This window comes from Pseudomonas sp. LB3P14, assembly GCF_054898045.1.
The window spans coordinates 4,231,449-4,243,520 of record NZ_CM142714.1; the positions used below are offsets into that span (position 1 = coordinate 4,231,449).

Sequence of the window (12,072 nt, forward strand, 5' to 3'; positions counted from 1 at the left end):
CTATTGTTTACCGACGTTACAGCAGTCTAGTCACGCCCCGGGAATCGTGTAGTTGCATTGGCAGCCAGCTTGATGGCCTAGCGAGTCAGTACGCCAACGAACCTGGATCCATGTCAAAGTACTGCCGCCAACAATGGTGCGGCGAACAGGTTCAGCAGCCCCGTCAGAACCATGACCAACCCCGCCACCGAGCCCTCCTCACCTCCCACTTCATGCGCTCGACTGACCCCGGCGCCATGCGCGCCGACGCCAAACAACGCCCCTCGAGCCAAGGCACTGCGCAGCCGCGCTGCTATCTCAAAGCGAATTGTTAGACTCGACGACATTCAAAATGGAATCAGGCGCATGGAATTCAAACAGCTACGCAGCTTCGTCGAAGTGATGCATCAGGGTGGTTTTACTCAGGGAAGGACCCGCAGTTCGCCTTCCAGCCTTGCTGCGCGAGCGTCCGGTCAGCTCCGCAGAGCGCTGACCAGCTCCGCCAGCCAAGGCTCGGCGTCGGTTTCCGGCGTCACGCTTTCACTGGCGTCCAGGCGCAACATGGGCAGGACTTCGCGTATGCCCAGTTCACCGAACAATTCGCGCATCAACTCGCCGCCGCCGCAAAACGTGTCGCCGTAACTCGCATCGCCCAGACCAATCACGGCACCCGGCAAGCCACGCCAGGCAGCCGGTAACTGGTCACGAATGGTGAAATACAACGGCTGCAGGTTGTCCGGCAACTCGCCCATGCCAGTGGTCGAGGTCACCGCCAGGAAGGCTTCGGGGCCAAAGGCCTGAACATCGGCGAGGCTCGCACGCGGGTTGTGCCAGGCTTCGAAACCCGCGGCTTTCAAAATATTAGCGGCGTGGCGGGCGACTTCTTCAGCCGTGCCGTACACCGAGCCGGAAAGGATGGCGACTTTCATCAATCTGATCCTGAAGCTGAGTAAAAAGACGGGGGATATTAACAGCCATGGCGAAAAAGCTGCGATTGACTCTCAATTAACGCTGATGGCCAGTAGACAGTGCTCCGTGTTCTTTTAAAATGCATTCCACAATCAAATTGGAAAGGACTCTCCGATGATTAACGCCCAACTGCTGCAACTGGTGATCAACGCTTCCAACGACGGCATCGTGATTGCCGAAAAGGAAGGCGAGCAGGACAACATCCTGATTTACGTCAACCCGGCATTCGAACGCCTGACGGGTTACACCAGCGAAGAAATCCTCTACCAGGATTGCCGTTTTCTTCAGTCCGGAGACCGCGACCAGGAAGCTCTGCCGTTGATTCGCGAGGCGTTGAGCAGTGGCGGTTCCTGCCGGGAAATCCTCAGGAATTACCGCAAGGACGGTACGCCGTTCTGGAACGAGCTGTCCCTTTCGACGGTGAAGAACCCGAGCGACGGGCAGACTTATTTTGTCGGTGTGCAGAAAGACGTCACCGTTCAGGTCAAGGCGCAGCAGCGAGTCGCGCAGCTTGAGGCGCAGTTGGCTCAGGTCCAGGCCGAGCTTGCCGTACTAAAAGCGACGAACGGTGAAAACAAAACAAAGAATTAATTGTCATTAACTACAATCACCGATGACTGTGTAACTAATTCTGTCGAGCAGATCATGCAACGCGACACACTCCTGACCCAGGATGAGCTGGATTTTATCCAGACCATGCAACATAACCCGCAACTCAATGTGCGGGATGCGACGTCGAGCCTGCTCGTCAACGGTGGTTCACAGATCCGTGATTTGCTCACGCGCCTTGCCGCTCATGAGCAAGTCACCATCCAGGCCAACTTCGAAAATCAGCAAATGACCTTCCCGCTGCACCTGGTGGAAGACGAGTTTCACGCGATGCACTTGCGCCTCGGCGTTCCCAGCATCTATGAAGACGGACCGATGATCCGGCCATGGCGCCTGGTACTCGAAGAACCGGTTGCACTGGAGAATGCCAGTGGCCAACCCGGTACGATGTGGGTGCACGAAGTGTCGTTCAAAGGGGTTTTGGTGGAAGTTCGCAACAAGACCAAACCACCCAAACATTTCGCCTTGTGGTTCAGCCCGTCAGGCTATGAGCGAATTGCGTTGCGCGGCTCCTTCGAGAAAGAAACCGAGAACGGCTTCTATGCCTATCAGTTGAATCAGGATGACAAGGACGAAACCGAGCGTCTGCGCCAATACATCCTTCAGCAGCATCGGCTGACGCATCCGGCCATGCATCTCTGATTCAAGTATCCAGGTTGCTTGTCAGGAACTGTTTCAGACGCTGACGCATGACCACTCCCTCGTTACCCAGACATCCAATCGACGATCCAGCCAGGTACTCCTGCGCCAGATCGGACGCATCCCCCGCCAGCATCAACTGACAATCCAGGCTCAAGGCCAGGCGATTCAAACGCCGTGGCAGCTCGAGCGCAGGCGCTTGATTGGAAAACAGCACCAGCGCCTGGGGCTTGACTCTCTCACAGACCAGGGTCAATTCATCGAATGGCTGACCGATAGCCAGCACTTGAATGGCCGAATCGACACTGCTCAGTAACAGCGCCGTTACCAGCAGTTCGAGTTCACGACACTGATCGTTCAGGGCGCAGACAATTACCCGTCGCGGCTGCATGACACGCACCAGTAGCAGGCGCTGCAACACTCGAGAACGCAGAAACCCATCCAGGAAAAGCCACTCGCTGGCCTGGCCGAATGCTTCATGGCGCTGCAGCAATTGCTTCCAGAGTGGAAGCAGAATGTCCTGAAACACGACAGTCAGAGGGTAAGTGGAAAAAATCTGTCCATAGACATGCTCCAATTGAACCTCGTCAAAGGCACTCACCACCGCCTGAACTTGCTGCTGCCATTGCGTATAGTCAGCTTGCACGAGCTCATTCGGGATGATGTGCGACAGCGTTTGAAGCGGTGCAATCCTGGCCAGTATCTTGCCGACTTTACTGACAGCAACGCCGCGTTCGATCCAGCCAAGGATGCTGCGGACCCGATCGATATCGGTCATCGAATACAGGCGGTGCCCACTTTCGGTGCGCGCGGGCTGTATCAGCCCATAGCGGCGTTCCCATGCGCGTAGCGTGACCGGGTTGACCCCGGTCAGGCGCGCCACTTCGCGAATCGGAAACAGTTCTTCCTGCTCGAGAGGAGGACCAGTCTGCAATCCAGGGACAACGTCAGTCAGGACAGGCATCTTTAAAATTTTACGTCCATGTGCAAATTGGATCCCATTCTACCTCTCCTGCCCCCATACCATTCAAGACGTTGATGGCGACGAATGTCACTGACGTACATGGCAGAATCAGGAATAATCCTTGCTTGTTCTGAGACGCAGCCCACCACCCCGGCGCTGCGCCTGGCGAAACTCCTATCCGGAGCGACGCGATAGTCATATGGAGATACACAATGTCTACCTCACCCGTCACGCTGATGGTTGCGCGCCGCGTCGCCGATGGGCGTTATCAAGACCTGATCGCCTGGTTGCGTGAAGGCGAACAACTGGCTACCGATTTCCCCGGCTATCTCGGCTCTGGCGTGCTCGCTCCGCCACCCGATGATGACGAATTCCAGATTATTTTCCGCTTCGCCGACGAGCAGACCCTGCACGCCTGGGAGCATTCTGTGTCGCGCACCGCTTGGCTCGGACGCGGCAGCGACTTGTTCGCCCATCCAACGGAACATCGGGTCAGCGGCATCGAAGGCTGGTTCGGCGCGGCCGGCCAGCGCCCACCACGCTGGAAACAGGCCGTGGCGATCTGGTTGGCGTTCTTTCCGGTTTCCCTGCTGTTCAACGTTGTCCTGGGACCGTTGCTGGCGGAAACGAGCCTGCTGAGTCGTGTGTTCATCAGCACCTTGTGCCTGACCCCGCTGATGGTCTACTTCTTCATTCCACTGTCGACCCGCCTGCTGGCCAGCTGGCTGAACACCACGCCGCAACGGCCGCTGCCCGCCGAACCTTCAACGCAGAATCGCTAAGCCTGCCACCACAATAGGTGTACGCCTCCCGTCGCTGGTATAGTTTTGCTCTTACCGCGACGCGAGCCGTTCATGACCTCTTCCGTAGCCCCGATCCTCATCACCGGTGCCGGCCAACGTGTTGGCCTGCACTGTGCGCAGCGTTTGCTCGAGGATGGCCAGCCGGTGATCTTCAGCTACCGCAGTGAACGCCCCGGCGTGCAAATCCTGCGCGACCTGGGGGCGACCGCGGTCTTTGCAGACTTCTCCACTGAAGCCGGGATCTTCGCGTTCATCAGCGAACTGAAAAACCACACCGACAGCCTGCGGGCGATCGTCCATAACGCCTCCGAATGGTTGGCCGAAACCCCGGACACCGACGCTGCGGCCTTCACCCGCATGTTCAACGTACACATGCTGGCGCCCTACCTGATCAACCTGCACTGTGCCGACTTGCTGCAACGCTCAACCCCCGCCGACATCGTGCACATCGGCGACGACGTGACCCGCAAGGGCAGCAGCAAGCACATTGGCTACTGTGCCAGCAAAGCCGGGCTCGACAGCCTGACGCTGTCGTTTGCGGCGAAATACGCACCGGGCATCAAGGTCAACGGCATCGCGCCAGCCCTGCTACTGTTCAATCCTGACGACGACGCGGCGTACCGCGCCAAGGCACTGGCCAAGTCCGCGCTGGGTATCGAACCCGGCAGCGAAGTGATCTACCAGAGCTTGCGCTATTTGCTCGACAACCCTTATGTCACCGGCACGACCCTGACCGTCAACGGCGGACGGCACATCAAATAAGCGGCCCCGCGAGGATGTTCCATGACGTTATCCCTGCCCCAGAACTCCATGTCCCAAAGCTACCGCGAGATCCTCATCGGCCTCGGTGAAAACCCCGACCGCGAGGGCCTGCAAGACACCCCGGCCCGCGCGGCAAAAGCCATGCAGTACCTCTGCCATGGTTACGAGCAAAGCGTCGAAGAGATCGTCAACGGCGCGCTGTTCGCTTCCGACAACGATGAAATGATCATCGTCGACAACATCGAGCTGTACTCGCTCTGCGAACATCACATGCTGCCCTTCATCGGCAAGGCGCATGTGGCTTATATTCCAACGGGCAAGGTGCTGGGCCTGTCGAAGATTGCGCGACTGGTGGACATGTTCGCCCGTCGCCTGCAAATCCAGGAAAACCTCACCCGGCAAATCGCCGACGCGGTGCAGCAAGTGACCGGCGCGGCGGGCGTCGCGGTGGTCATCGAAGCCAAGCACATGTGCATGATGATGCGCGGCGTCGAGAAACAGAATTCGACCATGAACACCTCGGTGATGCTCGGCGCCTTCCGCGAGTCGAGCAACACCCGCCAGGAGTTCCTGCAATTGATTGGACGGAGCAAGTAGCAATGCCACAACTTCAACCAGGAACGGCACGCATCCGGGTCAAGGACCTGTGCCTGCGGACCTTCATCGGCATCAACGAGGATGAAATCCTCAACAAGCAGGATGTGCTGATCAACCTGACCATCCTGTATGCGGCTCAGGAAGCGGTGCGTGACAACGATATCGATCACGCGCTGAATTACCGCACCATCACCAAGGCGATCATCGCCCACGTGGAAGGCAATCGGTTCGCTCTGCTTGAGCGCCTGACTCAGGAAATTCTCGATCTGGTCATGTCCAACGAATCGGTGCTGTACGCCGAGGTCGAAGTCGACAAGCCACACGCCCTGCGTTTTGCCGAATCGGTGTCGATTACCCTGGCCGCGAGCCGCTGACCGCGTCTGGCGCATTGTGCGCCAGGCTTTTATCATCCCCGCCACGATTCGATTGCACAGAGCCCGCCATGACCGATCAACAACGCCTGGAACTCGAAGCCGCCGCCTTTCGCCGGTTGGTCGCCCACCTGGACAGCCGCAAGGATGTGCAGAACATCGACCTGATGAACCTCTCCGGTTTCTGCCGCAACTGCTTGTCCAAGTGGTACAAGGCCGCCGCTGACGAACGCCAGATCGAGGTCAGCCTCGATGACGCCCGCGAAGTGGTTTACGGCATGCCGTACGCCGAGTGGAAAGCCCAATACCAGCAAGAAGCCAACGCTGAACAACAAGCGGCGTTCGCCAAAGGAAAACCCAATGAGTGATTTGAACACCCTGCGCACCCGCCTCCAGAGCGGTGAACACGTTTTTGCCGACACCCTGGCCTTCATCGCCGCCGGCTACGACTACCAGCCACAGGCCTTCAATAACGGCGGCGTGGAAAACGCAGCCGGGCAGAACGAAGGCTCGTGCAAGACCCTGGGTCTGGCGCTGCTGGAAGGCTTGAGCGATGAAGAAGCGCTGTTGGCGTTCGGCGAGCACTACCGCTCGGTGGTGGCCACGCCTGAAGGCAGCGACCACGGCAATATCCGCGCGTTGATTGCTCATGGTCTGGCGGGTGTGAAGTTCACTCAGCAGCCGCTGACTCGTCGCTGATTCAACGCCCACCCGGCACATCCCGACTTTTAAGATTGACCCGGCAACTTTATTTCATTTGCCGGGCACCGCTGCTCACGGCTTAGATAAAAAGAAGCATCCCTTCTTCTGAGTCAGGTATCCATGAGCAGCGAAACCATCAGCCGGTCGATCAACATCGTTCATCCCGTCACGCTGAGCCACGGCAAAAATGCCGAGGTCTGGGACACCGATGGCAAACGCTACATCGACTTCGTCGGCGGCATCGGGGTACTGAACCTCGGCCATTGCCATCCGCGCATCGTCGAGGCCATTCGCGAACAAGCCACTCGCCTGACCCACTACGCGTTCAACGCCGCCCCGCATGCGCCCTACATCGAACTGATGGATCGTCTCACCGCGTTTATTCCGGTGGATTACCCGGTCAGTGGCATGCTCACCAACAGCGGTGCGGAAGCGGCGGAAAACGCCCTGAAGATCGTCCGTGGCGCGACCGGTCGCACGGCCGTCATCGCCTTCGACGGGGCCTTCCACGGTCGTACACTCGCCACTCTCAACCTCAACGGTAAAGTCGCGCCCTACAAACAGAAAGTCGGCGCGCTGCCTGGTCCGGTGTACCACCTGCCCTTCCCGAGCAAGGACAACGGCGTGACCTGCGCAGAGGCTCTGAAAGCCATGGAGCGACTGTTCAGCGTCGAGATCGACGTCGACGACGTCGCCTGTTTTATTGTCGAACCGGTGCAGGGTGAAGCAGGCTTCCTGGCGATGGACGTGGAGTTCGCCCAGGCGCTGCGACGCTTCTGTGATGAAAAAAACATCCTGCTGATCGCTGATGAAATCCAGTCCGGCTTCGGTCGCACCGGCCAGCGCTTTGCGTTCTCGCGATTGGGCATTGAGCCGGACCTGATCCTGCTGGGTAAAAGCATTGCCGGCGGCGTGCCGCTGGGTGCGGTTGTCGGGCGCAAGTCATTGCTCGACACCTTGCCCAAGGGCGGACTGGGCGGCACCTATTCGGGCAATCCCATCGCCTGCGCCGCGGCGCTGGCGACCCTGGACGAAATGACTGACGCGCACTTGCAAGCCTGGGGCGCACAACAGGAAGAAGCGATTGTCAGCCGCTACGAATCCTGGCGCACCAGTAAGTTGTCGCCGTATCTGGGGCGCTTGACCGGCGTTGGCGCTATGCGTGGCATCGAGTTGATCAATGCCGACGGCACACCGGCATCGGCGCAGGTGACGCAGCTACTGGCGTTGGCACGCGACGTAGGTTTGTTGCTGATGCCCAGCGGCAAGGCGCGCCACATTATTCGGCTATTGGCGCCGTTGACCACCGAGGCGGCGGTGCTGGAGGAAGGGCTGGACATTCTTGAGGCATGCCTCGCGAAGCTATCCTGAAAAGCAAACTACGATCAGGGACTGACATAGCGAATTATGTTCGCTTGTAGTCCCTGATTTTGCGTCGCAATACTGGCCAAATACCCCTTTTTACCAAGCGAGATCACTACTACCTACAAGCCTGAGGCATTCATGTATCACGACAATATAATTTATAAAAAGAAGTCCAATGATCCTCAATTCCTGTTTGGCGTAGCCGTAGTGCTGTTTCTCGGCTCCTACCTGATGAACCTGGGTAACAGCGCCCTCAGTCATTTCCTGCATCCGCTGCTGGGCAATGCCCCAGACAGCCTTACCGCTCGCAATGTCGCCATCGGCCTGGCGATTGCCGCGCTGGGCACGCTGAACTTCCACGCCCTCGGACGCTTGAAGTTCAAGGTGCAGACCACCGTGGTCTGGATCGAACTGCTGGTCCTGTTCCTGGCGTTCTTCGACACTTTCGACCTCTCCTACAGTTTCATCCTCGACAAGATCGGCTTCCTGATCATCCAGGGCGCTGCAACCACGCTGTACATCTCCGCCGTGGCGATTGTGATTGCCTTCGTGCTGGCGTTGATCGGGGCGGTGGCCAAGCTGTCGAACAACGGCTTGGCCAATGCCATCGCCTCGTTCTACACCTCGTTCTTTCGCGGTGTTCCGCTGTTGATCCAGGTCTACCTGATTTACCTCGGGCTGCCGCAACTGGGCTATGTGGTCGACGCGGTTCCCGCCGGCATCCTCGCGTTATCCCTGTGTTACGGCGCTTACATGACCGAGATTTTCCGTGCAGGTATCCAGAGCATTCCGGTGGGCCAGTGGGAAGCTTCACGAGCGTTGGGCATCAACCCGTTCAAGACCCTGAGCCGGGTGATCATGCCGCAAGCCTTACGGGTGATCATCCCGCCCACCGGCAACCAGTTCATCGCCATGCTCAAGGACAGTTCGCTGGTGTCGGTGATCGGCGTCTGGGAACTGATGTACCTGGCCAAGACCCAGGGTCGTGCGGACTTCCGCCACCTGGAAATGCTGATCACCGCCGCGATGATTTACTGGGCCCTGTCGTTCATCCTCGAACGGGTGCAGGCGCGGATCGAAAAACGGGTCAACCGATCCATCGCAAGGGGTTGATGCGTGATGACTCGAACTAATACCGCTGAGCTACTCGACCTGGCACCTGTTGCGCAGGCCAGCCCTTCGATGATTTCCATCATCGGTTTGAACAAGTGGTACGGCGATTTTCACGCCTTGCGCGATGTCGATCTGAACGTCGCCGCCGGCGAAATTCTGGTGGTGTGCGGGCCGTCGGGCTCGGGCAAATCGACGATGATTCGCTGCATCAATCACCTGGAAAACTTCCAGAAAGGCCACATCCAGGTCAACGGCATTACCCTCACCAGCGAGGCAGAAAGTGTCAGCGCCGTGCGCCGGGAAATCGGCATGGTGTTCCAGAGCTTCAACCTGTTCCCGCATTTGAGCGTGATGGACAACCTGACCCTGGCGCCGCAACTGGTGCAAGGCGTGTCGAGCGCCGAGGCGAAAAAACGCGCTCAGGTTTACCTGGAACGGGTGCGAATTGCCGAGCATGCGCACAAGTACCCATCGCAATTGTCCGGTGGCCAGCAACAGCGCGTGGCGATTGCCCGGGCGCTGTGCATGAACCCCAAAGTGATGCTGTTCGATGAGCCGACCTCGGCGCTGGACCCGGAAATGGTCCACGAAGTGCTGGACGTGATGGGCGAGTTGGCCACCGATGGCATGACCATGATTTGTGTGACCCACGAGATGGGTTTTGCCAGCAAGGTCGCCGACCGTGTGCTGTTCATGGACCAGGGCCAGGTCATCGAACAAGCCACCCCTGCCGAGTTTTTCAACAACCCACAGACCGAGCGTGCGCAGAAATTCCTGTCACAGATCATCGGTCACTGAAGACCGCTTTGCCCCCATAAAACAATAACGAGACATGGAGATGGACATGGTCAGAAGTAAACGCGCAATCACCCTCGCCGCCGCAATATCGCTGTTGTTCGTCGGTGCCGCCAATGCCGGTGCCGTGCTGGACAAGATCCAGAGCAGCAAGACATTGACCGTCGCTACCTCGGCGACCTGGCCACCCCAGGGTTTCATCAACGACAAAAATGAAATCGATGGTTTTGATATCGACGTTTCCAAGGAGATCGCCAAGCGTCTCGGCGTCGAGGCCAAGTTCATCACGCCCGAATGGGATGTGATCACTGCGGGCAAATGGAACGGGCGCTGGGACGTGTCCGTCGGTTCAATGACGGCGACCAGGAGTCGCGCACGAATCCTCGATTTCCCAGGGACCTATTACTACGTGCCCTACGTGTTTGCAGTTCACAACAAATCCACGGTAACCGACCACAAGGCCCTCAATGGCAAGACCATCGGCGTCGAAGGTGGCACCACGTCCGAGGACTACCTCAACCAGGCGCTGGCCATCGAAGCCACTGACCTGCCTCCCGTTGCCTACGACGTACAGACCAAGAAAATGAAGACCTACGCCGGCTCCCTCGGGCCGCTGGATGACCTGCGCCTGGGCGACGGTATCCGTCTGGACGCGATCCTCACTCAGCGCAGCACACTGGAAGCAGCCATCAAGAAAAACTACCCGTTGCGAGCCGTCGACAACGGCGTGGTGTTTTTCGAACCGCTGGCCATTGCCACCGACAAGGGTGACCCGGAGTTAAAGGCCAAGCTCGGTGAAATCATCGCCGCCATGCACAAGGACGGCACGCTGACCAAGCTGTCGACCAAGTGGTATGGCATCGACTATTCGACCATCAAGTAAACACCTGAACCCTGTAGGAGCGAGCCTGCTCGCGAAAGCGGTGGGTCAGCTTGCATTGATGTTGTATGTGCCGGCTTCTTCGCGAGCAGGCTCGCTCCCACAATGTCCGACGTACGCTTAATTAACTGGCAATTTCTCAAGGATCGACCATGTCCTTCCCCACCACCTGGTATTCCCAAACCTCGCTACCCCGAGCAGCCAGGCCCGAACTGCGCACTAACGAAACCTGCGACGTCTGCATCATCGGCGCCGGGATCGCTGGCCTCACCGCCGCCCTGGAACTGACCCGACGCGGCAAACGCGTAATCATCCTCGAAGCCCATCAAGTCGCTTGGGGCGCGTCCGGCCGTAATGGCGGCGTGGTCTCGCCGGGCTGGGCTGAAGGGTCGGGGGCGATCCGCAAAAAACTTGGACTGGAACAGGCCAGGGCGCTATTCCAGATGTCGGTCGAGGGCGTGGAGATTGTCCGCCATAACATTGCCGAACTGGCTCTGACCGGGTGCGATCCGTCCGCCGGCACGATTCAGGTCAAGCGCTACGACGACAGTGCTGGCGTGAAAAACCACATCGACACGATGCGCCGTGACTTCAGCTATGAACTCAACTACCTCGACACCGCCCAGGTCCGCGAACGGGCCCACACCCTGCGCTATTTCCAGGGCATCGAGGATCCGAACGCCTTGCACTTTCACCCGCTGAATTATTGCCTGGGTCTGGCCCTCGCCATCGAAGCGGCGGGAGGCCGGATTTTCGAACACTCAAAAATGCTGGCCTGGCGGCGCGACGGCGCCGACAAAATTGTCCAGACCGCCAACGGCACCGTGTGCTGCAAGGACCTGGTGTTCTGCGCCGGCGGTTACGGCGGCCCGGAGCTGCAAAAACTCAGCCGCGCCTACCTGCCCATCGCTACCTATGTGGTGCTGACCGAACACTTGGGCGACTCGATCAAAAACGTCCTCGACTCCGGCGCCGCGTTCTCCGACGACCGCCGCGCCTCGGACTATTACCGCGTGGTCGAAGGTGACCGCCTGCTCTGGGGCGGACGCATCACCACCCGCAACGAACAGAACGAGAAAGCCCTGGCGGCGATGCTCAAGGCGGATATGGTTTCGGTCTATCCGCAACTGGCCCCGGTCAACATCGAACTCGCCTGGTCCGGCCTGATGGGTTACTCCACCAACAAAATGCCCAACCTTGGGCTGCTGGAACCGGGCGTCTGGGCCTGCACCTCGTTTGGTGGACATGGTTTGAATACCGGGTCCATTGGCGGCAGGGTGATCGCTGAAGCGGTGTGCGGAGAAAGTGCACGGTATCAGTTGTTCAAACCGTACCTGCTGGACTGGAATGGTGGGCCGTTCGGACGGATTGCCGCCAATGCCATCTATCAATCGTTGAAGGTCATGGACTTTGTGCAGGAGCGGCTAAAAGGCTGATGAACGCCGGCGAACCTGTGGGAGCGAGCCTGCTCGCGAAGGCGATTTACCACTCAACATTGATGTCGACTGACACACCGATTTCGCG

At 58.6% G+C, this 12,072-nt stretch carries 15 protein-coding genes and 1 pseudogene; 13 read left to right on the forward strand and 3 right to left on the reverse strand.

Annotation, left to right across the window (positions count from 1 at the left end; all coding sequences use genetic code 11):
• Positions 1–113 precede the first annotated feature (113 nt).
• A pseudogene (locus tag ACYZT5_RS19530) lies at positions 114–287 on the reverse strand (LrgB family protein); the annotation flags it as partial.
• A 165-nt stretch (positions 288–452) separates the two neighbouring features.
• Complete coding sequence (locus ACYZT5_RS19535; protein WP_462047002.1) at positions 453–908, reverse strand: flavodoxin; 456 nt, start codon at positions 906–908, stop codon at positions 453–455.
• A gap of 154 nt (positions 909–1,062) precedes the next feature.
• Between ACYZT5_RS19535 and ACYZT5_RS19540 the strand changes: the two genes are divergently transcribed.
• Positions 1,063–1,539, forward strand: a complete 477-nt coding sequence (locus ACYZT5_RS19540) for a PAS domain-containing protein (protein ID WP_462047003.1) — start codon at positions 1,063–1,065, stop codon at positions 1,537–1,539.
• A gap of 54 nt (positions 1,540–1,593) precedes the next feature.
• On the forward strand, positions 1,594–2,199 hold the full coding sequence (locus ACYZT5_RS19545) for a hypothetical protein (RefSeq protein WP_462047004.1): 606 nt from the start codon (positions 1,594–1,596) through the stop codon (positions 2,197–2,199).
• A 1-nt stretch (position 2,200) separates the two neighbouring features.
• Here ACYZT5_RS19545 and ACYZT5_RS19550 read toward each other — a convergent pair whose 3' ends face one another.
• Positions 2,201–3,160: a MerR family transcriptional regulator gene (locus tag ACYZT5_RS19550; protein ID WP_462047005.1), complete on the reverse strand. Its 960-nt coding sequence runs from the start codon at positions 3,158–3,160 to the stop codon at positions 2,201–2,203.
• Between the two features lie 212 nt (positions 3,161–3,372).
• Here ACYZT5_RS19550 and ACYZT5_RS19555 point away from each other — a divergent pair, with 212 nt between their 5' ends.
• The 11 genes from ACYZT5_RS19555 (at position 3,373) to ACYZT5_RS19605 (ending at position 11,984) form a co-directional block, all read left to right on the forward strand.
• Positions 3,373–3,942: an antibiotic biosynthesis monooxygenase gene (locus tag ACYZT5_RS19555; RefSeq protein ID WP_462047006.1), complete on the forward strand. Its 570-nt coding sequence runs from the start codon at positions 3,373–3,375 to the stop codon at positions 3,940–3,942.
• A gap of 72 nt (positions 3,943–4,014) precedes the next feature.
• A complete protein-coding gene (gene folM / locus ACYZT5_RS19560) occupies positions 4,015–4,725 on the forward strand; it encodes a dihydromonapterin reductase (RefSeq protein WP_462047007.1) in 711 nt (236 codons plus the stop codon).
• 21 nt (positions 4,726–4,746) lie between these two features.
• On the forward strand, positions 4,747–5,322 hold the full coding sequence (gene folE / locus ACYZT5_RS19565; protein ID WP_462047008.1) for a GTP cyclohydrolase I FolE: 576 nt from the start codon (positions 4,747–4,749) through the stop codon (positions 5,320–5,322).
• Between the two features lie 2 nt (positions 5,323–5,324).
• The gene (folX, locus tag ACYZT5_RS19570) at positions 5,325–5,696 is read left to right on the forward strand and encodes a dihydroneopterin triphosphate 2'-epimerase (protein ID WP_462047009.1); all 372 of its coding nucleotides are present in this window, start codon (positions 5,325–5,327) and stop codon (positions 5,694–5,696) included.
• A 68-nt stretch (positions 5,697–5,764) separates the two neighbouring features.
• On the forward strand, positions 5,765–6,061 hold the full coding sequence (locus tag ACYZT5_RS19575; RefSeq protein ID WP_008150700.1) for a DUF1244 domain-containing protein: 297 nt from the start codon (positions 5,765–5,767) through the stop codon (positions 6,059–6,061).
• The gene (locus ACYZT5_RS19580) at positions 6,054–6,392 is read left to right on the forward strand and encodes a HopJ type III effector protein (protein WP_462047010.1); all 339 of its coding nucleotides are present in this window, start codon (positions 6,054–6,056) and stop codon (positions 6,390–6,392) included. The genes ACYZT5_RS19575 and ACYZT5_RS19580 overlap by 8 nt, the downstream gene beginning before the upstream one ends.
• Positions 6,393–6,515: 123 nt before the next feature.
• A complete protein-coding gene (locus ACYZT5_RS19585) occupies positions 6,516–7,766 on the forward strand; it encodes a 2-aminoadipate transaminase (protein ID WP_462047011.1) in 1,251 nt (416 codons plus the stop codon).
• Between the two features lie 132 nt (positions 7,767–7,898).
• Positions 7,899–8,873 carry an amino acid ABC transporter permease gene (locus ACYZT5_RS19590; RefSeq protein WP_462047012.1) on the forward strand — a complete coding sequence of 325 codons (975 nt, stop codon included), beginning with the start codon at positions 7,899–7,901 and terminating at the stop codon, positions 8,871–8,873.
• Positions 8,874–8,942: 69 nt separating this feature from the next.
• The gene (locus ACYZT5_RS19595) at positions 8,943–9,671 is read left to right on the forward strand and encodes an amino acid ABC transporter ATP-binding protein (RefSeq protein ID WP_462052284.1); all 729 of its coding nucleotides are present in this window, start codon (positions 8,943–8,945) and stop codon (positions 9,669–9,671) included.
• Between the two features lie 46 nt (positions 9,672–9,717).
• A complete protein-coding gene (locus tag ACYZT5_RS19600) occupies positions 9,718–10,551 on the forward strand; it encodes a transporter substrate-binding domain-containing protein (RefSeq protein WP_462047013.1) in 834 nt (277 codons plus the stop codon).
• Positions 10,552–10,700: 149 nt separating this feature from the next.
• A complete protein-coding gene (locus ACYZT5_RS19605; protein ID WP_462047014.1) occupies positions 10,701–11,984 on the forward strand; it encodes an NAD(P)/FAD-dependent oxidoreductase in 1,284 nt (427 codons plus the stop codon).
• Positions 11,985–12,072 lie beyond the last annotated feature (88 nt).

Bases quoted from the DNA above. Each gene is read 5' to 3' on its own strand.
- ACYZT5_RS19535 (WP_462047002.1), bottom strand. From the start codon at position 908: ATGAAAGTCGCCATCCTTTCCGGCTCGGTGTACGGCACGGCTGAAGAA.
- ACYZT5_RS19540 (WP_462047003.1), top strand. From the start codon at position 1,063: ATGATTAACGCCCAACTGCTGCAACTGGTGATCAACGCTTCCAACGAC.
- ACYZT5_RS19545 (WP_462047004.1), top strand. From the start codon at position 1,594: ATGCAACGCGACACACTCCTGACCCAGGATGAGCTGGATTTTATCCAG.
- ACYZT5_RS19550 (WP_462047005.1), bottom strand. From the start codon at position 3,160: ATGCCTGTCCTGACTGACGTTGTCCCTGGATTGCAGACTGGTCCTCCT.
- ACYZT5_RS19555 (WP_462047006.1), top strand. From the start codon at position 3,373: ATGTCTACCTCACCCGTCACGCTGATGGTTGCGCGCCGCGTCGCCGAT.
- folM (WP_462047007.1), top strand. From the start codon at position 4,015: ATGACCTCTTCCGTAGCCCCGATCCTCATCACCGGTGCCGGCCAACGT.
- folE (WP_462047008.1), top strand. From the start codon at position 4,747: ATGACGTTATCCCTGCCCCAGAACTCCATGTCCCAAAGCTACCGCGAG.
- folX (WP_462047009.1), top strand. From the start codon at position 5,325: ATGCCACAACTTCAACCAGGAACGGCACGCATCCGGGTCAAGGACCTG.
- ACYZT5_RS19575 (WP_008150700.1), top strand. From the start codon at position 5,765: ATGACCGATCAACAACGCCTGGAACTCGAAGCCGCCGCCTTTCGCCGG.
- ACYZT5_RS19580 (WP_462047010.1), top strand. From the start codon at position 6,054: ATGAGTGATTTGAACACCCTGCGCACCCGCCTCCAGAGCGGTGAACAC.
- ACYZT5_RS19585 (WP_462047011.1), top strand. From the start codon at position 6,516: ATGAGCAGCGAAACCATCAGCCGGTCGATCAACATCGTTCATCCCGTC.
- ACYZT5_RS19590 (WP_462047012.1), top strand. From the start codon at position 7,899: ATGTATCACGACAATATAATTTATAAAAAGAAGTCCAATGATCCTCAA.
- ACYZT5_RS19595 (WP_462052284.1), top strand. From the start codon at position 8,943: ATGATTTCCATCATCGGTTTGAACAAGTGGTACGGCGATTTTCACGCC.
- ACYZT5_RS19600 (WP_462047013.1), top strand. From the start codon at position 9,718: ATGGTCAGAAGTAAACGCGCAATCACCCTCGCCGCCGCAATATCGCTG.
- ACYZT5_RS19605 (WP_462047014.1), top strand. From the start codon at position 10,701: ATGTCCTTCCCCACCACCTGGTATTCCCAAACCTCGCTACCCCGAGCA.